The sequence below is a fragment of the Rugamonas rivuli genome, from assembly GCF_009380165.1.
Classification (GTDB): Bacteria; Pseudomonadota; Gammaproteobacteria; order Burkholderiales; family Burkholderiaceae_D; genus Rugamonas; species Rugamonas rivuli.
Genome location: NZ_WHUF01000005.1, coordinates 544,682 through 568,002, shown reverse-complemented (window position 1 = coordinate 568,002; position 23,321 = coordinate 544,682). Strand labels below are relative to the sequence as shown.

At 65.9% G+C, this 23,321-nt stretch carries 29 protein-coding genes; 14 read left to right on the top strand and 15 right to left on the bottom strand.

Annotated elements, in window-relative coordinates; genetic code table 11:
- Positions 1-38: 38 nt before the first annotated feature.
- Both GEV01_RS21350 and GEV01_RS21345 read right to left on the bottom strand, forming a co-directional pair.
- Complete coding sequence (locus GEV01_RS21350; protein WP_008446864.1) at positions 39-185, bottom strand: lmo0937 family membrane protein; 147 nt, start codon at positions 183-185, stop codon at positions 39-41.
- A 138-nt stretch (positions 186-323) separates the two neighbouring features.
- Positions 324-968 (bottom strand): glycine zipper 2TM domain-containing protein, encoded by a 645-nt coding sequence (locus GEV01_RS21345; protein ID WP_152807525.1) that lies wholly within the window; start codon positions 966-968, stop codon positions 324-326.
- 120 nt (positions 969-1,088) lie between these two features.
- Between GEV01_RS21345 and GEV01_RS21340 the strand changes: the two genes are divergently transcribed.
- Positions 1,089-1,838: a Crp/Fnr family transcriptional regulator gene (locus GEV01_RS21340; protein WP_152807524.1), complete on the top strand. Its 750-nt coding sequence runs from the start codon at positions 1,089-1,091 to the stop codon at positions 1,836-1,838.
- Positions 1,839-1,912: 74 nt separating this feature from the next.
- On the opposite strand, the gene GEV01_RS21335 is transcribed toward GEV01_RS21340, so the two are convergent.
- Positions 1,913-2,137, bottom strand: coding sequence for a glycine zipper 2TM domain-containing protein (locus GEV01_RS21335; protein WP_152807523.1), 225 nt, complete (start codon positions 2,135-2,137; stop codon positions 1,913-1,915).
- A gap of 112 nt (positions 2,138-2,249) precedes the next feature.
- Positions 2,250-4,304 carry an AsmA family protein gene (locus tag GEV01_RS21330; RefSeq protein ID WP_152807522.1) on the bottom strand — a complete coding sequence of 685 codons (2,055 nt, stop codon included), beginning with the start codon at positions 4,302-4,304 and terminating at the stop codon, positions 2,250-2,252.
- Positions 4,305-4,488: 184 nt separating this feature from the next.
- Between GEV01_RS21330 and GEV01_RS21325 the strand changes: the two genes are divergently transcribed.
- The 7 genes from GEV01_RS21325 (at position 4,489) to GEV01_RS21295 (ending at position 8,698) form a co-directional block, all read left to right on the top strand.
- The gene (locus GEV01_RS21325; RefSeq protein WP_008446869.1) at positions 4,489-4,875 is read left to right on the top strand and encodes a DUF4398 domain-containing protein; all 387 of its coding nucleotides are present in this window, start codon (positions 4,489-4,491) and stop codon (positions 4,873-4,875) included.
- Positions 4,876-4,885: 10 nt separating this feature from the next.
- A complete protein-coding gene (locus GEV01_RS21320; RefSeq protein ID WP_152807521.1) occupies positions 4,886-5,815 on the top strand; it encodes an OmpA family protein in 930 nt (309 codons plus the stop codon).
- An 18-nt stretch (positions 5,816-5,833) separates the two neighbouring features.
- Positions 5,834-6,361, top strand: coding sequence for a ferritin-like domain-containing protein (locus GEV01_RS21315; protein WP_152807520.1), 528 nt, complete (start codon positions 5,834-5,836; stop codon positions 6,359-6,361).
- A gap of 61 nt (positions 6,362-6,422) precedes the next feature.
- On the top strand, positions 6,423-6,725 hold the full coding sequence (locus GEV01_RS21310; protein WP_008446875.1) for a DUF883 family protein: 303 nt from the start codon (positions 6,423-6,425) through the stop codon (positions 6,723-6,725).
- 18 nt (positions 6,726-6,743) lie between these two features.
- Complete coding sequence (locus GEV01_RS21305) at positions 6,744-7,112, top strand: phage holin family protein (RefSeq protein WP_152807613.1); 369 nt, start codon at positions 6,744-6,746, stop codon at positions 7,110-7,112.
- Positions 7,113-7,124: 12 nt separating this feature from the next.
- The gene (locus GEV01_RS21300; RefSeq protein WP_152807519.1) at positions 7,125-7,490 is read left to right on the top strand and encodes a hypothetical protein; all 366 of its coding nucleotides are present in this window, start codon (positions 7,125-7,127) and stop codon (positions 7,488-7,490) included.
- Positions 7,491-7,537: 47 nt separating this feature from the next.
- Complete coding sequence (locus GEV01_RS21295) at positions 7,538-8,698, top strand: patatin-like phospholipase family protein (protein ID WP_152807518.1); 1,161 nt, start codon at positions 7,538-7,540, stop codon at positions 8,696-8,698.
- A gap of 21 nt (positions 8,699-8,719) precedes the next feature.
- On the opposite strand, the gene GEV01_RS21290 is transcribed toward GEV01_RS21295, so the two are convergent.
- From GEV01_RS21290 to GEV01_RS21280, 3 genes are read right to left on the bottom strand one after another with little or no spacing between them, the layout of a single operon-like run.
- Positions 8,720-9,058 carry a hypothetical protein gene (locus GEV01_RS21290; RefSeq protein WP_152807517.1) on the bottom strand — a complete coding sequence of 113 codons (339 nt, stop codon included), beginning with the start codon at positions 9,056-9,058 and terminating at the stop codon, positions 8,720-8,722.
- A 16-nt stretch (positions 9,059-9,074) separates the two neighbouring features.
- On the bottom strand, positions 9,075-9,227 hold the full coding sequence (locus GEV01_RS21285) for a DUF3309 domain-containing protein (protein ID WP_152807516.1): 153 nt from the start codon (positions 9,225-9,227) through the stop codon (positions 9,075-9,077).
- A gap of 32 nt (positions 9,228-9,259) precedes the next feature.
- Positions 9,260-9,712, bottom strand: coding sequence for an outer membrane lipoprotein (locus tag GEV01_RS21280; protein WP_152807515.1), 453 nt, complete (start codon positions 9,710-9,712; stop codon positions 9,260-9,262).
- A gap of 218 nt (positions 9,713-9,930) precedes the next feature.
- On the opposite strand from GEV01_RS21280, the gene GEV01_RS21275 reads away from it, so the two are divergent.
- The 3 genes from GEV01_RS21275 (at position 9,931) to GEV01_RS21265 (ending at position 11,840) form a co-directional block, all read left to right on the top strand.
- Positions 9,931-10,242 (top strand): BON domain-containing protein, encoded by a 312-nt coding sequence (locus tag GEV01_RS21275; protein WP_152807514.1) that lies wholly within the window; start codon positions 9,931-9,933, stop codon positions 10,240-10,242.
- Positions 10,243-10,308: 66 nt separating this feature from the next.
- Positions 10,309-11,463 (top strand): AI-2E family transporter, encoded by a 1,155-nt coding sequence (locus tag GEV01_RS21270; RefSeq protein ID WP_152807513.1) that lies wholly within the window; start codon positions 10,309-10,311, stop codon positions 11,461-11,463.
- An 86-nt stretch (positions 11,464-11,549) separates the two neighbouring features.
- Entirely contained in the window at positions 11,550-11,840 is a 291-nt protein-coding gene (locus GEV01_RS21265) for a hypothetical protein (RefSeq protein ID WP_152807512.1), read from the top strand.
- On the opposite strand, the gene GEV01_RS21260 is transcribed toward GEV01_RS21265, so the two are convergent.
- Both GEV01_RS21260 and GEV01_RS21255 read right to left on the bottom strand, forming a co-directional pair.
- Complete coding sequence (locus GEV01_RS21260; protein WP_152807511.1) at positions 11,816-12,697, bottom strand: YihY/virulence factor BrkB family protein; 882 nt, start codon at positions 12,695-12,697, stop codon at positions 11,816-11,818. The two genes, GEV01_RS21265 and GEV01_RS21260, sit on opposite strands and share 25 nt — an antisense overlap.
- A 38-nt stretch (positions 12,698-12,735) precedes the next feature.
- Positions 12,736-13,779: an OmpA family protein gene (locus GEV01_RS21255; RefSeq protein ID WP_328595582.1), complete on the bottom strand. Its 1,044-nt coding sequence runs from the start codon at positions 13,777-13,779 to the stop codon at positions 12,736-12,738.
- Positions 13,780-14,156: 377 nt separating this feature from the next.
- On the opposite strand from GEV01_RS21255, the gene GEV01_RS21250 reads away from it, so the two are divergent.
- The 3 genes from GEV01_RS21250 to GEV01_RS21240 all read left to right on the top strand — a co-directional run bounded on the left by GEV01_RS21250 (position 14,157) and on the right by GEV01_RS21240 (position 17,158).
- Positions 14,157-14,747: a winged helix-turn-helix domain-containing protein gene (locus GEV01_RS21250; RefSeq protein WP_152807611.1), complete on the top strand. Its 591-nt coding sequence runs from the start codon at positions 14,157-14,159 to the stop codon at positions 14,745-14,747.
- A 116-nt stretch (positions 14,748-14,863) separates the two neighbouring features.
- Complete coding sequence (locus GEV01_RS21245; protein ID WP_152807510.1) at positions 14,864-15,733, top strand: M90 family metallopeptidase; 870 nt, start codon at positions 14,864-14,866, stop codon at positions 15,731-15,733.
- Between the two features lie 108 nt (positions 15,734-15,841).
- Complete coding sequence (locus GEV01_RS21240) at positions 15,842-17,158, top strand: ATP-binding protein (protein ID WP_152807509.1); 1,317 nt, start codon at positions 15,842-15,844, stop codon at positions 17,156-17,158.
- Here GEV01_RS21240 and GEV01_RS21235 read toward each other — a convergent pair.
- From GEV01_RS21235 to GEV01_RS21210, 6 genes are read right to left on the bottom strand one after another with little or no spacing between them, the layout of a single operon-like run.
- The gene (locus GEV01_RS21235; RefSeq protein ID WP_152807508.1) at positions 17,148-17,642 is read right to left on the bottom strand and encodes a response regulator; all 495 of its coding nucleotides are present in this window, start codon (positions 17,640-17,642) and stop codon (positions 17,148-17,150) included. The genes GEV01_RS21240 and GEV01_RS21235 overlap by 11 nt on opposite strands.
- Complete coding sequence (locus GEV01_RS21230; RefSeq protein ID WP_152807507.1) at positions 17,639-18,967, bottom strand: HD domain-containing phosphohydrolase; 1,329 nt, start codon at positions 18,965-18,967, stop codon at positions 17,639-17,641. The genes GEV01_RS21235 and GEV01_RS21230 overlap by 4 nt, the downstream gene beginning before the upstream one ends.
- Positions 18,964-20,445 carry an ATP-binding protein gene (locus GEV01_RS21225; protein WP_152807506.1) on the bottom strand — a complete coding sequence of 494 codons (1,482 nt, stop codon included), beginning with the start codon at positions 20,443-20,445 and terminating at the stop codon, positions 18,964-18,966. The genes GEV01_RS21230 and GEV01_RS21225 overlap by 4 nt, the downstream gene beginning before the upstream one ends.
- A complete protein-coding gene (locus tag GEV01_RS21220) occupies positions 20,442-21,275 on the bottom strand; it encodes an HDOD domain-containing protein (protein ID WP_152807505.1) in 834 nt (277 codons plus the stop codon). Before GEV01_RS21220 ends, GEV01_RS21225 begins: the two co-directional genes overlap by 4 nt.
- A complete protein-coding gene (locus GEV01_RS21215) occupies positions 21,272-21,604 on the bottom strand; it encodes a hypothetical protein (protein ID WP_152807504.1) in 333 nt (110 codons plus the stop codon). Before GEV01_RS21215 ends, GEV01_RS21220 begins: the two co-directional genes overlap by 4 nt.
- Positions 21,601-23,238, bottom strand: a complete 1,638-nt coding sequence (locus GEV01_RS21210) for an EAL domain-containing protein (RefSeq protein WP_235914473.1) — start codon at positions 23,236-23,238, stop codon at positions 21,601-21,603. The genes GEV01_RS21215 and GEV01_RS21210 overlap by 4 nt, the downstream gene beginning before the upstream one ends.
- Positions 23,239-23,321: the final 83 nt, after the last annotated feature.

Here is a 23,321-nt window from a genome sequence, read left to right as displayed (position 1 = left end):
GGTGGAGCGCCGCTTCGGAGGGGCTTGCAGAATGGGCGCTACACGCCGCGTCCGCTAATCAGGCGCAGCAGCACCATGATGATAGCAACAACCAGCAGGATGTGGATAAATCCGCCGATGGTGTATGAAGTGACCAGGCCCAGCAGCCACAGGATAAGCAAAACTACAGCGATGGTATAGAGCATGACTCTCTCCTCAGGTTGTTATGCGATGTCCACGGTGGGCATCGAAAGCGATTGCGAACGTTTGATTATGTTGTCGTGTTCGTGTATCTGGCTTCCATTATCTGCAATGCGGGCTTGCTTCTCTGTACGCTGCCGTACTTAAATGGAACGCAGTTGGCCGTTGACAATCTTGACCTGGTCGCCTTCGCGCCATTGCGGCTGCGACGACTGGTGCAGCACGCGTTTCTTGCCATTGTCCATGCGCACCGTGATCTCCCAGCTGTGCGTGGTTTTCATATTGCCTTCGACCTGGTTGCCGGCCACGGCGCCGCCGACCGCACCGGCCACGGTAGCCAGTTGACGGCCGTGGCCGCTGCCGACCTGGTTGCCCAGCAGGCCGCCCAGGATGGCGCCGCCGGCCGCGCCGACGCCGCTACCCTGGCCGCGGTGTTCGATCGAACGTACCGATTGCACCACGCCGCAGCTGGCGCAGACGGCCGGGCCCTGTTGGGCGACCTGTTCCTGTTGCTGCGGTTGTTGCTGCTGCGTCGGATACTGGCCCTGTGCCGGCGCCACGTTGTTGGCGTAGCCGCCTGCCGGCTGCGCTGGCAGCGACTGCTGTTCGGCCGGCGGCACCGACGACAGCTGGCCGGGCATGGGCGCGGCGCCCGGCACGGTGGCGCTGGAGTTGGGCAGCCAGCCCATGATGGCGGCGCTGCCGACGCCGCAGAACAGCACCACCGCGACGGCGGCGATGACCATGACCGGGTGCAGCGATTGTTTGGTGGAGGTTGGGGTGTCCATGGGGTGTCCTTTTATTCTGGTTAAAGTAGTGCATTACGAGGCAGATTTTCGCTCAAGACATGTTCTGCTTCCGTGCGTGAGCGTACATACAGCGCAAATCGTTGCCATTAGGCTGATTCCATGCATACCTATCCCTCATCGCTATCCGAAGAAGACAGAGCACAGCCCCGGCCTGTGCTGAACCGCCTGCTGGCCAGCCTGCCCGACGAAGAGCAGGCCGAGCTGCTGGCCCTGTGCGACACGGTCAGGGTGGAAGTGGGCGAGGTGCTGTACGAGCCGGGCCAGACCATCCGCCACATCTACTTTCCGGTCGACAGCCTGATCTCGCTGCTGGCGGTGGCCGAAGGCCGCATGACGCTGGAGGTGGGCTCGGTGGGGCAGGAGGGCATGATCGGGGCGTCGGTGGCGCTGGGGCACAAGCAGGCGCAGGTGCGCGCGGTGGTGCAGCGCGCCGGCCGCGCCAGCCGCATCGACGCCGTCGAGTTCTGCGCCGAGTTCCGCCGCAACGCTTCGTTGCAGCGCCTGCTGTACCGCTACACCGACACCTTGCTGGCGCAGGCGATCCAGATCGCCGTGTGCAGCCGCTTCCATGTGCTGGAGGCGCGGCTGGCGCGCTCGCTGCTGATCACGCGCGACCGCCTGCAATCGGAAAAATTCCACCTGACCCACGAGTTCCTCGCGCAAGCGCTGGGCGTGCGGCGGGTCGGCGTCACCAAGGCCGCCAGCGCGCTGCAGCAGCAAAAGCTCATCAGCTACAGCCGCGGCAATATCGAGATCCTCGACTCTGCCGGGCTGGAAGCCGTGTCCTGCCGCTGCTACGAGCTGGTCAAGGACAACGGCGCCATCGGCATGGCCAATGTGTTCTTGTAAAGAATATAAATAGTATAAATAAGAGTATAAAAAAAGCCCGGCGCGCAGCCGGGCTTTTTTCATGGGGCTGGCGATCAGCGCGGCGGCTTGCTGACCTGGTTGCCGATCACGCCGCCCACGGCTGCGCCGCCGACGGTGCCGATAGGGCTGCCGCCGGTCAACACCGAGCCGGCCACGGCGCCGACGCCCGCGCCGACGGCGGTGTTACGGTCCTGGTTCGACATGCCTGCGCAAGCGCTCAGGCCCAGGGTGGCCGCCAGGATGGCGGCGGTGGATACGAGTTGTTTGACGTTCTTCATGGTCTACTCCTTACTGGCTGATTAAGGCGCGGCAGAGAGCGCCAGCACCAATGACTACAGAGTACGCAAGTCCCCATCCCGTCTCCGTTCGACAACGCACATAGAGCTAAAGTCAGTTTTGATGCTTGACCGGCGGTTTCGGCGCCAGCGTCTTGCCCGGCGCCGGTGCGACCGGCTTGCCGCCTTGCTGCGCCAGCAAGGTGGTGCAGCCGGTGGTCTCGCCGGGGCCGGCGTTGATCAGCGGCAGGATGGCCGCCACCGGCGCCACCACGGCCAGCGCCAGCGCGCCGCCGGCGCGCAAGGCCAGCACGCCCTTGTCGATGCTGACGTCCGGATCCTTGAAGGTGCCGCGCACATAGATCGGCGCCCGCAGCGAGATCACCCGCAAGCCCTTGGCGTCCGGGCGCATGGTCAGGTCCAGTTTTTCGTTGCCGAGGTTGACCGTGCCGGCCACGTCGATCTTGGCGTCCGAGGTGTCGACCACGAACAGGCGCGACTGCATCAAGCCGTTGGTGACGCCGAAGTCCGTGACCATGCAGTTGAGCTTGACCTGCTTGTCGCCCACCAGCTTGGTCAGCACCACGTTGCCGATGTTCAGGCCCATTTCTTCCAGCAGCAGCTTGCTGACGCTGCCTTCGTTGATCACGCCCTTCAATTCGCCGTTCGACGAACCGAGCAGGCTGGCCACCGAGTTGCCGGTGGCCGACAGCGAGATGTCGGCGTTGACTTCGCCCACCGTGGCCTGCATTTCCTCGATGCGCGGGAACAGTTGCTTGAGCTTGAGGTGGCGCGCGCCGGCCTTCAGTTCGGCGCGGATGGCGTTGGGGTTGAGCTTGCCGCTGCCGTCGAGCATGACGTTGGAGGTGAAGCGGCCGCCGGCGATGTCGAAGTTCATCGGCTTGAGCGTCAGCACGCCGTCCTGCATGCCGATCCGGGTGTCGAGTTTGGAGATCGGCAAATCCTTGTCGCGCGTGATGCGCTGGGCCTGGAAGCCGACGTCGGCGTCCAGCGCGGTCCAGCGCTCGGTCTTGAAGGTTTCCACCGGCAGCACCTTGTCGCCCGGCTGCACCGGCTCCACGCCGCGCGCTTCCTTGGCGGCGTTGGAGTCGGCGCCGATCAGCGGGCCGAGGTCGGAAAATTGCAGCAGCTTCGATTGCACCGCGCCCGTCAGCAGCGGACGCGGCAGCGACTGGCCGTAGCGGTATTCGAGCTTGCCGCCGATATCGGAATGGCCGACGCGGCCGGTGAACTGGTCGTACACCCAGCGGCTGGCGTTGCCGCCCAGGTTGCCCGTCAGATGGCCCTCGGTGGCGAAGGCCGGGGTTTCCGGCAGCAGCACGCCGGTCAGGCCGTACAGCCGCGCCATGCTGGGGCCGGACAGCTTGAGCCGCATGTTGAGCGCGGTCAGCGAGGACGGCTTGGTCAGCGTGCCTTCGATGGCGATGCGGGTGCCGCCGACGTTGATGTCGGCCGCCAGCGGGTAGGGCGTCGATTGCTGCTGCAGCGACAGCACGGCGCCGGCCTTGCCGCCGCCGCTGACGGTCTGGCGGTTCCATGTGCCCTTCACCTTCCACGCCACGCCGTAGCTCGGATCGGCGTTGAGCGTGTCGACCTCGGCCACGGCGTCCACATGGGTGAGCGCATCGACGTAATGCACCGTGCCCTTGGTGAACACCACGCGCTGCAGGTCCAGCTTCCACGGCGACGGTTTGTCGGCCTGCTTGAAGGTCCAGTTGTTGCGGCCGTCGCCGTCGCGCTGCAACAGCACCGCCGGCGTATCGAAGCGCAGCACCGGGATGCTGATCTTGTGCTCAAGCAGCGGCAGCAGGTCGATGGAGAAGGCGAACTGGCCGACGCTGGCCATTTCCTGCTGCGCCTGGATACCCGCCGGATTGCCGACATGGACATCGCGCGCCACCAGATGCGGCAGCGGCAGGTAGTCGCGCCAGGTGCGGTCGGCGTCGCTGTGGCCCTGGCGCTCCCAGGTCAGCGACAGGTCGCCGCGGATGGCGAACGGCCGGTCGATGGCTTCGCTGACTTTTTCATTGAGCCACGGGCGGGCGCGGTTCCAGTCGTAGTTCATCAGGACGATCACGGCGGCGGTGGGCACGGCGACGAGGACGCCGGCGACGGCGAGGGCAATGCGGGTGCGGCGGGGCAGGGACATGGCTGGCCTTTCTTCTTATTCGAATGACGGTATTTTACTAGGCTACACCGGCGCGCGCGCCGCGCTGGTGCGCTGGCGCACAAAGGCCGGCATGGTCGGCGCGGAATGTGCGGCACCGTACTGAAGCTGCGGCGGCATGGGCCTATAAAGTCAACCTACCGCATGACTTTTAAGGAGAAGAATAATGAACACGACCAAACATCCCATCGCCGCGCTGTGCGCCATTGCCGCTTTGCTGGGCTTGAGCGCCTGCGCCAGCGACAAGACGCCGGCCACCGCCGACGTCGCCGTCTCGCGCGCCGCAGTGGCCAACGCCACCAGCGCCGGCGCCGCCGACCTGGCGCCGGCCGAAATGCAATCTGCCCGCGACAAGCTGATGCGCGCCAACCAGGCATTGGCCGCCAAGGATTACAAGACCGCGCAAGACCTGGCCAACCAGGCGTCGGCCGATGCCCAGCTGGCGCAGAGCAAAGCCAGCTCGGCCAAGGCCACCACAGCCGCCGACGAGCTGCAGCAAAGCATACGCACGCTGCGCGAAGAACTGAACCGCAGCACCACCACCCAACAATAAGGAGCTCACCATGAACCCACTGCGCATGAAACAATTGAAACTCATCCCGCTCGCCTTCGCGATGTCGATCATGTTCGCCGCCTGCAGCACCACGCCGACCACCACCAGCCTGCTCGACCAGACCCGCGGCGACTTCATGGCGGCGCAAAGCAATCCGTCGGTGGCCGCCAACGCGCCGCTGGAATTCAAGGCCGCTTCCGACGCGCTGGACCGCGCCAACGCCGCCGCCGCGAAGAAGGACAGCCTGGACGAGATCGACAAGCTGGCCTATATCGCCAAGCAAAAGATCGCCACCGCGCAGGAAGTGGCCAAGGGCAAGCGCGCCGAGGCTGACATCGCCAACGCCGGCCGCCAGCGTGACGAGATCCGCCTGGAGCAGCGCACCGCCGAAGCGAACCAGGCCCGCATCAGCGCCGACCAGGCCAAGTCGCAAGCGAATATGGCCAAGGCCGACGCCGACGCCGCGCGCGCCCAGGCCGACGCCGCCGCCAACAGCGCCCGCGACGAAGCGGCCAAGAACGCGGCGCTGCAACAGCAGCTGGCCGACCTGCAAGCCAAGCAGACCGAGCGCGGCATCGTCATCACGCTGAGCGACGTGCTGTTCAATGTCGACCGCGCCGAGCTCAGCGCCGAAGGCATGCGCACCGCGCAGAAGATGGCCGACGTGCTGATGCAGCAGCCGCAGAGCGCAGTGCTGATCGAAGGCTTCACCGACAGCACCGGCACCGCCGCGCACAACCTGGAGCTGTCGCAGCGCCGCGCCGAATCGGTGCGCAACGCCCTGATCGGCCTGGGCGTGAAGAGCGACAAGATCGCCACCCGCGGCTATGGCGAAGCCTTCCCGGTCGCCAGCAATGCCGATGCCGGCAGCCGCCAGCTGAACCGCCGCGTCGAGATCGTGCTGTCGCAAAACGGCGCACCGATCGCCACCCGTCACTAAACTCCAAGGAAAAACATCATGGCTGAATCTAACCCCACCGGCATCGACAAAGAGGCCATCCGCGCAGCGGCGCGCAATCTGCAGGACGGCCCGGTCACGGCAGGCTACCAGGGCGACCGCACGGCGGTCGTCAAGATGCTCAACGATGCGCTGGCGACCGAGCTGGTCTGCATCCTGCGCTACAAGCGGCACTACTACACGGTCAGCGGCCGCGACAACGGCCCGATCAAGGCCGAGTTCCTCGAACACGCGATGCAGGAACAGGAACACGCCGACTGGCTGGCCGAGCGTATCATTCAGTTGAACGGCCAGCCTGATTTCAATCCGGCAACATTGCTCGCACGTAGCCATGCCGAGTATGATGCATCTGACGATGTGCAATCGATGATCAAGGCCAACCTGATCGCCGAGCGCGTCGCCATCGAGTCGTACCGCCAGATGATCGAGCAGATAGGCACGACCGATCCGACCACCCGCCACCTTTTGATCAAGATCATGGCGGTGGAAGAAGAACACGCAGACGATATGCGCGATTTGCTGGATTGATGCATATTTGGTATTTTGCTGTACAGTTTTCACCTCACACAACCATAACAGGAGCTCCATCATGCTGGAACAAAACATCAGTACCGTGAATAACGACGTGAAAACTCTGGTTAAAGATGCGCAGGCATTGTTCACCGCCGCCACCGCGCTGACCGGCGAAAAGGCCGAGGAACTGCGCGGCCGCGGCATGCGCGCGCTCGACACCGCGCTGGCCAAGGCCCACGAAGCGCAGCAAAGCGCCGTCGCCGCCAGCAAGGAAATGGCCAAGCAGGCCGACGTCTACGTCAAGGAAAACCCATGGCGTTCGATCGCCGCGGCGGCCGGCGTGGGCCTGCTGATCGGCGTCATCATCGGCCGCAAGTAAGCCATCGTGTCCGATGAAATGAACCGTCCGCCGGGTCTGATCGCTTCGCTGGGCAATATCGCCCGCAACGGCATCGGCCTGGTGCTGACGCGGCTGGAGCTGGCCGCGCTGGAACTGTCGGAGGTGCGCAACCACCTGCTGCAACTGGTGCTGGTGTTCGCGCTGGCCGTGGTGGCGGGCTGCTTCGCGCTGGCCTATGGTACGGTGACGATCGCCTACCTGGCCTGGGATGCGCTGGGCTGGAAGATCCTGCCCATCATCACCGGCGTGTTTGTGCTGATCGCCGTCGGCCTGATGCTGTATGCGCGCGGCCTGATACGCAGCGGCAAACTGTCGATGCCGGCGACCATGGCCGAACTCAAGTCCGACCGCGACATGCTGTTGTAACCGGGAGAGCAGATGAGCAAAGAATCCGAACGCGCCGCCATCGACGCGGACAAGCAGCGCCTGATACGCGAGGGCGAGCTGTACCGCATCAAGGTGGTGCACGCCAAGGCGCTGGTGGCCAACGCGCTGCAGCCGGACGCGATGTTTCATGGCGCCGTCGAGCAGGCCATCGGCATGGCCCAGGCCCGTCTCGGCGGCCTGTTGCAGCCGGGCGGCCTGAAGGGCATCAACTTCAAGTCGCTGATGCCGTATGCGCTGACGGTGGGTTCCTACATCGCCCGCAAGCGCCTGGTCAAGCCGGCCATCGGCGTGGCGCTGGCCGCCGGCATCGGCATGGCCTGGCTGTTGCGGCGCAAACCCGCGCCGGAGCAGGAGTAATCCCCCAAACGCCGCAACTGCGGCGTTTTTTTATTGGAGCTATGCAGATGAGCAGTCCCAAATCCGAATTGAATCCCGAGCGCTTGCGCGTGGTCCTGGTGTTGCAGGGCGGCGGCGCGCTGGGCGCCTACCAGGCCGGCGTGTTCCAGGCGATGCACGAGCACGGCCTGGCGCCGGACTGGATCGTCGGCACCTCGATCGGCGCGATCAACGCCGCCATCCTGGCCGGCAATCCGCACGAAACGCGGCTGGAGCGGCTGCGGCAATTCTGGGACGGCATCGCCCACCGCGACAGCTACGATATGCGCCAGGTGCCGGACCAGCAGCGGCGCTCCAACGTGCTGCTGCAAACCTGGGACACCTTGGTGCGCGGCGTGCCGGGCTTCTTCAAGCCGCGCTTCATGAGCCTGTTCCCGACCGGGGCGGCGGTCGATCCCGAGCAGGCCAGCTTCTACGACACGAGCGAGCTGGGCGACACGCTGAACCGCCTGATCGATTTCGACTACCTGAACCAGCCGGGCGGCATGCGGCTGACGGTCAACGCGCTCAAGGTCGCCTGCGGCAGCCTGCGCAGCTTCGACAACCGCGAACAAACCCTCAACGCCGATCACATCCGCGCCAGCGGCGCGCTGCCGCCGGGCTTCCCGCCGGTGCGCATAGACGGCGAGCTGTACTGGGACGGCGGCCTGTATTCGAACACGCCGCTGGAGACCGTGCTGGACGATAACGAACATGTCGATACGCTGTGCTTCATGGTGGATCTGTGGAGCGCCGACGGCCCCGAGCCGACCACGCTGGACGAGGTGCAGACGCGGCAGAAAGACGTCACCTTCGCCTCGCGTTCCAAGCGCCACCTGGACGACTACGTGGCCACCCACAAGCTGCAGCAAAAGTTGCGCGAGCTGTACCAGGCCTTGCCGGAGCGGGCCAGGACGGTCGAGGGCGCGCAGGACCTGGCCGCGCTGGGCTGCGGCACCACGCTGCACGTGGTGCGTCTGGCGTACGCCGGCCGCGACTGGAATATGGCGGCCAAGGACATCAATTTTTCCAAGGGCTCGATCGAATGGCGCTGGGACCAGGGCTACCAGGATGCGCTGCGCGCCATCAAGGCGGCGGGCTGGTTGAGCTTTGTGACGGAAGATACGCCGCTGGTCGTGCATGAACTGCCGCCGTTGCGGCAGCCGCACGACCAGGAGCGGGCCGCTTAGCGCGGCCGCTGGACTGGCGGGCTAGTGCTGGTGGTGCTCGGCGCGTATCTGCGCCGCGTTCGCCATATCCTGCTTGTAGGTGGCGCGCGCTTCCTGCATGCAGCTGCCGCGTTCGGCGGCCGGGCCTTGTTTGCAGGCGATGTTGGCCTCGGCCAGCGCGGCGCCGATTTCCTTGCGCAGCGTACGCAGCTGCGCGGCGGCGGTGGCGTCGTCCTGGTACCAGCGCGCCGGATCGCCCTTGGCGATTTCCTTCTGTTGCAGCTGGGCGTTTTGCGGCGGCGTGGTCTGGTCCGCCGCCTGCGCCGCGCAGGCGGCGCAAGCCATGGCCAAGCCGATGACGAGGTGTCGAATGTGAGCCATGATTTCCTCCGTTGGGTTACAGCCTGCCGGTGAGCAGCATGATCAGCAGGATCACGACGATCAGGCCGGTGATGCCGCTGGGCGCATAGCCCCAGCTGCGGCTATGCGGCCAGGCCGGCAGGGCGCCGATCAAAGCCAGGACGAGTATGATCAAAATGATGGTGCCCATGGGGTTCTCCTGTTGGTGGGAATGAGTAACGATTAATAACGATAGACGCGGCCATCGACCAGGCGCACGCGGTTGCCGGTGCGCAGGTCGTAGATATTGTCCTGGTTGACGATGCGGTAGTCGCCGTTATCCATGCGCACGCTGATCTGGTACTGCTCGTGCGTCTGGCTGCGGTTGCTCTCGACATTGTTGCCGACCACGGCGCCGCCGACTGCGCCGGCCACGGTGGCGGCGGTGCGGCCGCTGCCCGAGCCGATCTGGTTGCCCAGCAGTGCGCCGACCAGCCCGCCGGTGACGGCGCCGGCGCCGCTGGTGCCGGATTTGGCCTGCGTGACCTGGATGGATTCGATGGTGCCGTAGGAAGCCGCTTCAGCCTGGTTGGCGTAATAGCCTTGCTGCTGCGGCACCGGGCTGGTGCTGGCGCAGCCGCTGAGGACGGCGGTGCCGGCGACGAGCACGGCGGCGATGGCGGTCATGTGTTTCATATTGTTCTCCCGAAAAAGTATGAATCCAGCATAGCCAGCGCGCCGGCCAGGGTCTGTGCGCTTCCGCACCCAGTGCAGGCGCCGTTTGCGATGTGCCGTCTTTGTACGATAGCGTACAGAGATGGGTGGGGAAGGGGCGTACAACGTCTACATCGGTAGCAAGGACATCCAGTCCCGCTAGCTGACAAACGACTGTTAATCACCCCAAGGAGAATGCCATGAAAATCGCACACAAAATCGCTACTGCCCTGTTCACCGTGTCGCTGCTGGCCACCGCCGGCTGCGCATCGACCTCGACCAAAGAAGGCACCGGCGAGTATGTCGACGATTCCGTGATCACCACCAAAGTCAAAGCCAGCATCTTCAACGAGCCTAGCCTGAAGTCCACGGAAATCAATGTGGAAACCTTCAAGGGCACCGTGCAGCTGAGCGGCTTCGTGGCCCAGCCTGAAGACATCGCCAAGGCCGGCGAAGTCGCCCGCGGCGTCAAGGGCGTGACCGGCGTGAAGAACGACATCCACGTCAAGTAAGCGTTACCTGCCGGCGCGGTCCAGCCCAGCCGGGCTGGCCGCGCCGGGATTTTTTAGCGAGCCATCATGAGCCAGCAGCCTGAAGCACTCCCCCTGGTCAACGCTGCTGTCGCCGAAGGCGATGGCCCGCGTATTCCCCTGCATGTCCACGCCCGTGGCCTGGCGCTCGGCGTCATCGCCACGGTAGCGTTCATCTACGCGCTGCAATGGTCGCGCAATTTCCTCGTCCCCCTGTTGCTCGGCATCCTGATCACCTATATGCTCAGCCCCATCGTGTGCTGGCTGGAGCGCATGCGCCTGCCGCGCGTGGTCGGTGCGACGCTGATCACCGTCGCCATCCTCGGCGGCTCGCTGGTCGTCATCGACAAGGTGCAGGGCGAGTTCGAATCCATCGTCGAAGAACTGCCCACCGTCAGCCATAAGCTGTCGCGCCTGTTGGCCGACCGCAGCCATCAAGGCCCCAGCACCCTGCAGCGCATCCAGGCCGTAGCCACCGAACTGCAGCAGGCCACCAGCGGCGCCCAGGAGCGCCGCGCCGCGCGCAAGGCCGCGCCGCCGCCGGACAGCGGCACGCTGCCCGTCATGGACTGGCTGTGGGCCGGTTCGATGGGCGTGATGGGCTTCCTCAGCCAGGCGGTGATGGTGATCTTCCTGGTGTTCTTCCTGCTGCTGTCGGGCGATACCTTCAAGCGCAAGCTGGTCAAGCTGACCGGGCCGTCGCTGAGCAAGAAGAAGATCACCGTGCACATCCTGGAGGACATCAACTCGTCGATCCAGAAATACATGCTGATGCTGCTCGTCACCAACGGCCTGCTGGCCTTGCTGATGTGGATAGCGCTGCGCTGGATCGGGCTGGAGAACGCCGGCGCCTGGGCCATCGTGGCCGGGCTGCTGCACTTGATGCCTTACTTCGGCCCCTTGCTGATCACGCTGGCCACCGGCGCGGTGGCCTTCATGCAATTCGAATCGTTCCAGATGAGCGCGCTGGTGATGGGCACCTCGCTGGCCATCGCCACGCTGGTCGGCACCGTGGTGGCGACCTGGATGACCGGCCGCTTCGCCCGCATGAACGCGGCGGCGGTGTTCGTCAGCCTGCTGTTCTGGGGCTGGCTGTGGGGCGTGTCCGGCCTGCTGCTGGGCGTGCCGCTGATCGTCATCGTCAAGGTGGTGGCCGAGCGCGTCGAAGGCATGGAAGTGGTGGCGGAACTGCTGGGCGAATAGGCGGGCCGGCTGCAAGCGCGCAATCGCACTTGTTTCTATGCGCGAGTCGGCTAACATACGGTTACACCCATCTTGAGGAGCAGCACATGAGTCCAGAGCATGACCGCCGCGCGCGGCCGGAGACTTCGGAAACTGCAGGCTGGCATTCCTTGGAGTTCATTGTCCGCCAGGCATTGGAAGTGCAGCGCGACATCGGCACCGCCAGCGCGGTGCAATTCCTGCAATCGATAGGCATCAGCCCGCAGGTGATCGACCGCGTGCTGGCGCCCGATGCGGTGATCCGCGAGGAAGACCAGCAGGCGCTGGCGGCGACCCTGGCCGTGGCCGACCTGCCGGTCGCCACGCCGCGCGCCTACCTGCGGCGCAAGCCGACCTGAGGCGGGGAGGGCGGCTGGCGCAGGCTGCCCAGTTGCAGCGCATACTGGCGCGCGAACTCGGCGCCGAGGAAGAAAATCTGCGCCGAGTAGTACACCCACAGCAGCAGCGCGATCACCGAACCGGCGGCGCCATAGCTGCTGGCGACGCCGCTGTTGCCGATGTAGACCCCGATCAGGTATTTCCCCAGCGTGAACAGGGCGGCCGTGCCCAGCGCGCCTATGGTCACGTCATGCCATGACAACCTGATGCGCGGCAGCAGCTTGAAGATCGCCCCGAACAGCGCGGCGATGACGAGATAGCCGATCGCCATATTGGCGGCCGACAGCACGAAGCCGGCCTCGCGCCAGTAATCCCCCCACAGCTTTTCCAGCAAGGCCAGCGCGGCGCTGACCACCAGCGACACCATCAGCAGGAAAGCCAGCACCAGGATCATGCCGAAGGACAGCAGGCGGGTGCGGACCACGTCCCAGACCGTGCCGTGCACCAGCGGAGGCACTTGCCAGATGTCGTCGAGGCTGGCCTTGAGCTCGGCAAACACGCTGGTCGCGCCGAACAGCAGCAGGGCGCCGGCGATCAATGTTGCCAGCCGGCCTTGTTCCTTGTCGCGGGCGCCGGCCAGCACCAGCTGGATCGCTTCCGCACCCTGGCTGCCGACCAGGCCGCGCAGCTCGTTGAACAGCTGGCCCTGCGCCGCCTGCGGCCCGTAGAACCAGCCGGCGATCGCCAGCACCAGCACCAGCACGGGCGCCAGCGAAAACAGCGTGTAAAACGCCAACGCCGCGCCCTTGCTGCCGGCGCGGTGTTCCATCCATTCGCTGACGGTACATCGCAATACCGTGACGAGATCGAGCTTCATCGAAAAAAAGCCCCGCTGCGGGAGCGGGGCTTGCTTGCTTACTGAACGCGGCGTTCGATGGTGATTTGCTCGACTTCGACGCGGCGGTTAGGTTCCAGGCACTTGATCAGGTCGGCGCGCTTCTTGTTGTTGCACTGGACGATGGGGTTGGCCTCACCCTTGCCGACGGCGTTCAGGCGGTTGGCGGCGACGCCCTTGCCGACCAGGTACTCCTTGACCGATTGCGCACGACGCTCGGACAGCTTCTGGTTGTACTTGTCGCTGCCCAGACGGTCGGCGTAGCCGGAGATCACCACGTTGTCGATGCTGCTGTTCGTGTTGAGGACATTGGCGATGTCGTCCAGCTTGGGCTGGTTAGGGTTCAGCTTGGCGCTGTCGAAACCGAACAGTTCGGTGGCCGACATCGTCACTTTCTCGAAGCGCGCCGGCGGCGGCGGTGGCGGCACCACGGCCGGTGCCGGTTGCGGCGCCGGTTCCATGGCGCGCGGCGGCGGTGGCGGCGGCGCGATCGGTGCGGCTTTCGGCGGCGCGTTGAAGGCGATGTTCAGGCCAACCGTTGCGTAGTAGTTATTACTCTTGCTGTTAGGGAATTCATCGCCACGGATGAAGCCATGCACGTTGCGGATGTCGGCCTGGAAGGCGACCTGGTCGCTGATGTCGGCCTGGAAGCCCAGGCCGGCGCTCAGGTAGGGTGAATTCTTGCGGCGTTCGCCGATGACGTTCAGGTTGGCCTTGTCGCGCTCGGCGCCGACGCCGACCAGCAGGAAGGGACGGAACGATTTACGGGAAAACATGTACAAGCCATCCACGCCCAGCGTGTTTTGCTGGTAGCGCTGGCCGTTTTCACGGGAGCGGGCATAGGTGGTGCCGACTTGGACGTCCCAGCTTTCATTGAGCGCCTTGCCGAATTTCAGGCCGGCGCCATAGCCGCGCTTGTCCACGCCGAAGTCCGAATCGGGCTTCATGGCGTTCAGGCTGGGCTGGATATACCACGATGGATTGATGACCGCATCCTGAGCCAGGGCGGAAAACGACGCGCACAGGGCGACGACGGCGAGGGCGATATTCTTGGATTTATTCACAGGTGAGCTCCCGATTATTAGTGATGAGTGATTGTTGCAGCAATGGCCAGGCACCGCTGTTGGACTGAAGATTAGGGACTTTGGTGCATCTCTTCCGTGCGCTAGCGTACCTAAGCTTGCGCTGTATCAAATCCGTCACATTTCCTGAAACTTAGTGCAAGGCCATTTGTCACAGCTTAAGTGCCAAGTATTTTCGCTAATGTTCGTTGCCGCACAGACTAATGCTCCACGAAAAGGCATTCTGGCGTCAGATGCAGAGACCGTAGCGCGAAGCACGATGCCCGCCACGCTATCCGCCGCCACTAATCTCGGCAATTGTTATAAGGAGTGTTCCCATGCATGCAGTTAGACAACCTCAACATCTGGTCCAGAACGAGATGAAAGCCTCGCCGGAAATGCACGCGACGACCGCCAAGCTGATGCTGGTGGAACGTCCGGGGCCGGCCCCGCTGGACCGCAAGCCGGCGCTGTCGATGGCCTCGATCGAGCGCGTCCGCTCGACGTCGGCCACGCTGCGCCGCATCGAAAACATGCAGAAGCTGATCGGCGAACTGCAATTGCACGAAATGCTGGCGGACGAGATCGCCTGGTTCCTGAAGTTCTCGCCGTCCGGCGCCCGCAAATACATCCGCGACCTGCGCGAAGCCGGCGTGATCGAGCTGGCCCGCTACGTCGAAGGCACGGCCACCTACCTGGGCAAGGCCGTCTACCAGCTGACGCCGGATCCTGAGCGCGTGGCCGCCTTCCTGGCCGCCATCGTCCAGCCCAAGCGCGAAGGCGCCCCGCCGCGCAAGGAGCGTCCGGGCCTGCGCGAACAGGCGATGGCCGGCAGCGGCCGCCACTTCCACATCCTGGCCGACGACACCCACTATGCGATCCGCGTCAACCGCGGCCCGGTGATGCGCGATCCGCTGGTGGCAGCCCTGTTCGGCTCGGCGCCATCGCTGCAAAAAGAAGAACAGATCTGAGCGTCTAGCGCAGGCGTATGATGGAACAGCCGGGCATGCCCGGCAGTTTGCATATTGAAATGTCGGCAAGGCCCCCCACCTAGCCTGGACTGGACATCTCAACGGACGCGCTGCACATGGAAGCTTTGATCTGGATCGGCCTGACGGCGCTGCTGATAGCGACGCCCTTTTTCTACCCGCGCTGGCGTTTGCGGCGGGTGCTGGCGCAACCGCTGCCGGCCGCGGCGCTGGCCGTCCTGCAGCACAATATCCCGGTCTACCGCCGCATGGCGCCCGCGCTGCAGCAGCAGTTGCAGCGCCTGGTCGTGCAATTCCTGCACCAGAAAAAATTCATCGGCTGCGAGGGCCTGGAAGTCACCGACGAGATGGCCGTCACCATCGCCGGCCAGGCTTGCCTGCTGCTGTTGAACCGGCCCAGCAAGGTCTATCCGGCGCTGCACACCATCCTGGTCTACCCCAGCGCCTTCGTGGCGCGGCGGGCCGAGGTCGGTCCGGGCGGCGTGGTGACGCCGGGCCACCAGACCATGTTGGGCGAATCCTGGGACGATGGCCGCATCGTGCTGTCCTGGGATGACGTGCAGCGCGGCGCCGGCGACTGGACGGACGGCCACAACGTCGTGCTGCACGAATTCGCCCACCAGCTCGACAGCGAATCGGGCCGCGCCAACGGCGCCCCGTATCTGGGCAACCCGGCCAGCTACAGCGAATGGTCGGAAGTGCTGGAGCGCGATTTCCAGCACCTGCGCCACAGCGCCATGTACCGCCAGCACAGCGTGATGGACCATTACGGCGCCACCAATCCGGCCGAATTCTTCGCCGTCGCCACCGAGACCTTCTTCGAAAAACCCTACCAGATGGCCGAGCACCACGCCGAGCTGTTTGCCGAATTCCTCAAGTACTACCGCGTCGATCCGCGCGACTGGATGACGCCGCCGCCGCCCCCTGTGGCGCTGCCGCACGCGTGGTCGGCGGACTGGTCGCATTGAACGCCCGCACAGCCCGAACTAGGGCATAATCGAGACAGCCGCGCAGCCGATGCCTGCCGTCCGACTGCGCGAACTGCGCAGGATGGAAGCTGTCGCGAGGCTATCGATATGCAATTTGACGAGTTCGACTTTCTTTCCTCAGACGCCGCCGGAGCGCCCGCCGCGCCTGTCGCCGAGGCCGCCTCACCGCTGGTGCGCCTGCAATACCTGGTCGACAATACGCCGGCCATCATCTATTGCACCGTGCCCAGCGGCGACTTCAAGATGACCTTCGTCAGCAACAACGCCTACAACGTGCTGGGCTACCGTCCCGAGCAAATGGTGGCCGACCCCAACTTCTGGTTCGACCACATCCATCCCGACGATGCGCCCAGCATCTTCTCCAGCCTGGCGCTGGTGTTCAGCGAAGGCCAGCGCGCCTACGAATACCGCTTCCGCATCAGCGACGGCAGCTATCTGTGGATGCACGACACGCTGCGCCTGATCCGCGACGAGCACGGCGTGCCGTTGGAGGTGATCGGCTCGCTGACCGACATCACGGCGCGCAAGCGCATGGAAGAGGCGCTGCAAGCCAAGGGCGTCGAACAGCAGGCGCTGATCGGCGAACTGCGCAACGCCCACGAGCAGCTGCTGCAATCGGAAAAAATGGCCTCCATCGGCCAGCTGGCGGCCGGCATCGCGCACGAGATCAACAACCCGGTCGGCTTCGTCAACTCCAACATGGGCTCGCTGAAAAACTACGTCGGCACCTTGCTCGGCGTGATAGACCGCTACGAGCAGGCGGCCGCGCCGCATCCGGCGCTGGCGGCCCAGCTGGCGGTGCTGCGCCAGCAGGCCGACCTGGAATTCCTCAAGGAAGACGTGACCGACCTGGTGCGTGAATCGATGGATGGCCTGAAGCGGGTCAAGGACATCGTCCAGGCGCTCAAGGATTTTTCCCACGTCGGCGAGACCGAGTGGCAGGTGGCCGACCTGCACCACGGCCTGGACAGCACGCTCAACATCGTCGCCAACGAGATCAAGTACAAGGCCAAGGTCGACAAGCAGTACGGCACGCTGCCGCCGGTGACCTGCCTGGCCTCGCAGCTGAACCAGGTGTTCATGAACCTGCTGGTCAACGCCGCCCACGCGCTGCGCGAGCAGGGCGTGATCACGCTGCGCACCGGCGCCGCCGACGGCTGGGTCTGGATCGAGGTGGGCGACAACGGCTGCGGCATCGCGCCGGAAAACCTGAACCGCATCTTCGAACCCTTCTTCACCACCAAGCCGGTCGGCAGCGGCACGGGATTGGGGCTGTCGCTGTCTTATGGCATCGTTAACCGCCACGGCGGCCGCATCGAGGTGGCTTCGGTGGTGGGCCAGGGCACGCGCTTCACGGTGCACCTGCCGGTGCAGCCGCCGCAGGCCGCGCAAGCTACAGGATGACGGCGCCGTCGTCGTCGCGCTTGACGTCGAGCAGGCCGGGTTCTTCCGCCTCCAGCCGCTGCGCCTCCAGCTGTTGCGGCGTCGGCGGCGGCGCGGCCACCAGCTCGGCGCGCAGCGCCAGCGCCTGCCGCACGTTCTGCTCCAGCTCGGCCGCGTCCCAGGGCTTGCTCATGAAGCGGAAGGCCTGTGCCTGGTTGATGGCGCTCAGCACCGTGCCGTATTCGGTCGAGGCGCTGAGCATGATGCGCACCGTGTTCGGCGCCACGTCCTTGAGCGCCTGCAGCAGTTCGCCGCCGGTCATCTGCGGCATGTTGTAGTCGCAGATGATCAGGTCGAAATCGCAGTAGCAGATGCGTTCGAGCGCGTCGTAGGGATTGGTGTAGCTTTCGATCTGCGGCGGCGCGCTGCGGAACATCTGCAGCAGCGCGCGCTGCAGGGCGCTGAGCACATTGCCCTCGTCGTCCACCAGCAGGATCTTGCTCATGCTTCTCCTTTCGGGTTGCGCACCCAGATCGCCAGCCGGGAACCGCTCTTGGTCTCGAAATCCTGCACCTGCTGGATCATGCGGGCATCGAGCACATGCTCGACCGACAGCAGCATCAGGCCGTCGCGGCTGATCAGGTCGCGCGCCAGCACCATGCCGGGCAGCAGCTCGCCGGACAGCACCTCGACCCCGGCGCCGGCGTCGGCGCCGCCGTCGATGATCTGGCGGAAGGCCGCCACCACGTTGGGATCGTAGCGCTTGCCGCTGGCGTCGAGGATCAGCGACTTGGCTTCCTCCGGCCGCAGATGGCGCTGCACCATCGCGCCCTGCTGCAGGTTGTAGTAGTCGGCCGCCAGCGCCAGGATGCGCGCGCCCAGCGGGATCGCCAGCCCGGCCAGGCCGTCGGGGAAGCCGTTGCCGTCGAAGCGTTCCAGCTGGGCGCGCAGGATGGCGGCGCTGCCGCGCAAGTCTTCCAGCGGCATCAGCAGCTCGGCGGCGCGTTGCGGGTGCTTGCGGAACAGGCCCAGCGATTCGCCGTGCAGCATGGTCAGCGGGGTTTGCAGCAGCTCGTCGGCAAAGCCTATCTTGCCGATGTCGTGCAGCAGCGCGGCGATGAAGATTTCCTGGGTCTCGCGCGCGTCCAGTTCCAGCTGCACCGCCAGCTGGCGTGCCAGCTCGGCCACCAGGCGCGCGTGGCCGGGCCGGTTGTGGGCGCGCAGCTCTATCATGCTGGAGAAAATCTTGATGGTGGTGACGAAGTTGCGCTTGAGCTTGGCGTTGGCGGCGCTGGTCGCCTCGTGCTCGGCCTTCAGCTGGCGGGTGCGCGCCTCGACCTTGGCTTCCAGGCTCTGGTTGAGCGTTTTCAATTCCTCGTTCTGGCGCAGCGTCAGCGCTTCCAGGCGCAGCTTGTCTTGCTCCAGCTGGCGCCGCTCCAGCGCGTGGCGCACCAGCAGCAGCATGTCGCCGTCTTCCCACGGCTTGGTGATGTAGCGGTAGATCTCGCCGCAATTGATGGCGTCCTGGATGGACTGGATGTCGGAATAGCCGGTCAGCAGCAGGCGCACGGTGTCGGGCCAGCGGGTGCGCACCTGGGCCAGGAACTGGGCGCCGTTCATTTCCGGCATGCGCATGTCGGAGATCACCAGGTCGACCTGTTCCTTTTCCAGTACCTCCAGGCCCAGCGCGCCGCTCTCGGCCAGCAGCACGCGGTAGCCGGCCGGGCGGAACAGGCGGCGCAGCGAGGACAGGATGTTGGGCTCGTCGTCCACGCACAGCAGCGTGGCGCTGAAGGCCGGCTCGGCCGAGGGCGACAGCGCGGTGTTCATGGCGCGCTCCCGGCGGCATCGGCCTCGCCCTCGGGCTGGCTGACCGGCAGGCGCACGCGGAAGCGGGTGCCCTTGCCCAGTTCGGTGTCGACGTCGATGCGGCCGCCGTGCTTTTGCACGATGCCGTAGGCCAGCGACAGCCCCAGCCCGGTGCCCTTGCCGACCGCCTTGGTGGTGAAGAAGGGGTCGAAGATGCGCGACAGCGTGTCCGGCGCGATGCCGCTGCCGTTGTCGGCCACCTCGATCCACACCATGCCGTCGCCGTCGGCGCCGGTGCGCACGGTGATGCGGCCGCGCTGCTCGCCGATGGCGTGGGCGGCGTTGACCACCAGGTTCATCACCACCTGGTTGATCTGCAGCGGCAGGCACTGGATGTCGGGGATGTCGCCGTATTCCTTGACGACGTCGGCCTTGTACTTGACCTCGTTGGCGACGATGTTGAGCGTGGAATCGATGCCGCGGTGCAGATTGGACCAGACCCAGTCCTGGTTGGCGTCGACCCGCGAAAAGTCTTTCAGATCCTGCACGATGTGGCGCACCCGCACGATGCCTTCGCGCGATTCGGCCATCAGCGCCGGGATGTCTTCGCGCAGGAAGTCGAGGTCGATCTGTTCGCGCTGGGCGCGCAGCGCGGCGGCCGCCGCCGTGCCGGGCTCGGCCTTCTGGTAGGCGTCCAGCATCTCGAACAGCTGGTCCAGATAGGTCTGCAGCGTGCTGAAGTTGGAAAAGATGTAGCCGATCGGGTTGTTGATCTCGTGCGCCACGCCGGCCGCCAGCTGGCCGATCGAAGCCAGCTTGTCGGCCTGCACCAGCTGCTGCTGGGCGCGCGACAGTTGGCTGTTCAGCTCGGTCAACTCCAGGTTGCTGCGGCGCAGTTCGGCCTCGGCCAGGTGGCGCTGGCGGATGTCTTCCTGCAGTTGCTCGTTCATGTCGGCCAGCTGGGCCGTGCGTTTCTCGACCACGTGCTCCAGGTTGTCGTGCGCGCGGCGCAGCGCGTTCTCGGCCACGCGCCGCTCGGTGACGTCGCGCAGCGTTTCGATGGCGCCGACGATGTGGCCCTGGTGGTCGCGCAGCGGCGCCGCCGTGAAGTGCAGCCAGTGGCCGCTGGCGCCGATGTTGGGGAAGAAGTCCTCGGCCTCGTAGGCGCCGGGGATCAGCGCCGAGGCGCGGTACTTGCCCGGGTAGAGCAGTTCCATCTGGGTCTCGTCGCCGGCCACGATCAGGTCGGCCAGCACCGCGCGCGGCTTGGGATAGAAGGCTTGCCAGTGGTTGCTGGTGCCGACCATGGCCAGCTTGCTCCAGCCCAGCAGGTGCTCGCAGGCGCGGTTCCAGTGGGTGATCACGTGCCGGGTGTCGATGGCGAAGGTGGCCACCGGGTGGCCGTCGAAGAACTCGGACAGCGCGATCGCGGCGTGCTGGGGCTCGTCGGCGACGATGGCGGCGGCGAGCGGGGGGCTGGCGGGGGCGGCGGCGTTCATGTGGTCAGCATCTTGCACATGGTGTCGTACAGCTGTTCGGTCTCGGCGAACACGCCGGCCCAGGCGGCGTCGCTCAGTCCCAGCTTTTGCCAGGCGGCCAGCGACAGCGGCGGCGCCTGGTCGTCCTCCTGCGCCGACAGGTCGAGCGCGTGGGCCACGATGTTGGCGACGTAGATCACGGTCGACAGCGTGGCCGGGCCGTCGCCGCCGGGCTGGTGGTGCTCGGCCACCGCCGCCTGGATCGGCGCCGGGAACTTCCAGTGCGCGGCCAGCGCGCTGCCGACGGCGGCGTGGTCGATGCCGAACACGGCCAGCTGGGCCGGCTCGGCCGTGCAGTCGTGCTCGATGCGGTAGGCGTGCACGCGGCGGTAGTCGTCGGGGAAGCGGCTGGCCAGCACCAGCGTGCCCAGGTCGTGCAGCAGGCCGGCGGTGAAGGCGGTGTCCGGGTTGACGCGCACGTGCGGCGCCAGCACGCGCGCGCATACCGCGCTGGCGATCGAGTGGCGCCAGAAGGCCGGGAAATCGAACTGGCTGCCGGGCACCGGCGCGAAGCTGTCGGTCACGGAGCAGGCCGTCACCAGCGTGCGGATGGCGTGGAAGCCCAGCACCGAGATCGCTTGCTGGATCGACGTCACCTTGGCCGGCATGCCGTAGAACGAGGAGTTGGCCAGGCGCAGCGTCTTGGCCGTCAACGCCTGGTCGAGCGTGATCTTGGCGGCCAGCGCGTGGGTGTCGATATCGTCCTGGTTCATGCTGGCCAGCAGTTCGCTGACCACCGCCGGCAGCGAGGGCAGGTCGCGCACCGCCTTGATCACATCGTCGACGGTCATGGCTGCTGGTCCTCGCGGTAGCTGCGCAGGCGCTCCAGCAGCCTGGCGCCGCCGTCGCTGTCGGCGCTGTGGCGGAACAGCCGTTCCAGCCGCTGCAGGCGCTGCGCGCGCGCCGCCGCCAGCGCCGCCGGATCGACCGGCTCGGCGGTCGACCACACCACGCAGCGCTCGATGCCGCGCCGGCGCAGCGAGGCCAGCGTGGCGTCGGTCAGCGCCACGTCCTGCGGCAGCAGCACGCTGCCGTTGGCGTCGAGCAGGGCGGCGGCCAGCGTCATGCCGGCCGCGGCCTGTTCGAGGCCGATTTCGTTGGGGGTGGCGGGTGTCGTCATGACAGCGGCTCCACGGTGCTCAGGGTGATCAGGCTGCCGCGCGAGGCCGAGTGCTCGCCCATCGGGTAGCACATCACGGCGTAGCGCTGGCCTTCGATGTCGGCCACGTGGTGGCGCGGCGTGCCGTCGGCCTGGAACAGCTCGGGCAGCACGTTGCCGGCCTCGCTGCCCAGCAGGGCGCCGCCCTGGCGGAACAGGCCGGCGGCGGCGCCGTTGACGAAGGCGATCATGCCGGCGTCGTCCATGCCGATCACCGGCAGCGGCAGGTGCTGCAGCACTTCGCGCGCCACGCTCAGGCTGATCTCGCCGCGGCTGATCTGGCGCTGCTTTTCCTGCAGCAGCTGTTCCATGCGGCGGTTGGCGGCCGCCAGCTCCTGGTTGGCGCTGCGCACCTCCAGGTTCAGGCGCAGGTTGTCGTCGGCGATTTCCTTGATGCGGAAGGCGTCGGCGATATGACCGCGCAACTGCTCGTCGTCCCAGGGCTTGGTCAGGAATTTGTAGATCGCGCCTTCGTTGACGGCGTCGGTCACGGATTGCAGCTCGGTGTAGCCGGACAGCATGATGCGGATGGTGTCCGGCGCCAGCTCCCTGGCCTTGCGCAGGAAGTCGGCGCCCAGCATGCCGGGCATGCGCTGGTCGGAGACGATGACGTCGACCGGATGCTCGGCCAGCACCGCCAGTCCCTGCGGGCCGTCGTTGGCGCTGTAGACCTGGTAGTGGTCGCCGCGCAGCAGGCGCTTGAGCGCTGCCAGGATGTTGGGTTCGTCGTCCACCAGCAGCAGGCGGCGCGGCGGCTTGTGCATGCGCAGCAGGTGGTCCGGCAGCGCGCGGCCGCTGGCCAGCAGCTGGTGCAGCTCGGCCGAGGCCAGCGGCGGGGCGAAGAAATAGCCCTGGATCTGGTCGCACATATTACGCCGCAGGAAGTCGCACTGGCTCTCGGTCTCCACGCCCTCGGCCACCACCTTCATGCCCAGGTTGTGGCCCATGGCGATGATGCTCTTGGCCATGGCGGCATCGTGGCTGTCGCTGACCACGTTGCGGATGAAGTCGGCGTCGATCTTGATGGCGTCGAAGGGATAGCGTTTCAGGCTGCTGAGCGAACCGTGGCCGGTGCCGAAGTCGTCCAGCGTCAGGTTCAGGCCGCGCGTCTTGAAGCCGGCCAGCACGTCGTCGCAGCCGTCGCCGGCCTCGGTCAGCGCGGTCTCGGTGATCTCCAGCGTCAGCGCGGCCGGCGTGATCGCGTAGTCGTCCAGCATGGCCGCCACGGCGTCGCCGAAGCCGGGGTCGCGGAACTGGCTGGGGGAGACGTTGACCGCCACCCGCAGGTCGTTCTGGCCGCCGCGCCGCCAGGCGTTCAGGTCGCCGCAGGCGCGGCGCAGCACCCAGTGGCCGATGGCGGACGTCATGCCGGCGGCCTCGGCGCGCGGCAGGAAGGCGTGGGCCGACAGCAGGCCCTGTTCGGGATGTTGCCAGCGCACCAGCGCCTCCAGGCTGACCACGGCGCCGGTCTGCAAGTCCACCAGCGGCTGGTAAAGCAGACATAGTTGATCGAGCGCCAACGCCTGTTCCAGCTCGGCGTGGAACGACAGGCTGGGCGCGGGCGACAGGTCGGGCGTTTGCTGGGCTGCAATCATGGTCGCGCCTATCAAAATAAAAGCTGGTAGATGGCGAAATACTCGATTGATTATACGGCCACCCGCGCTGTTTTTCCGCAACG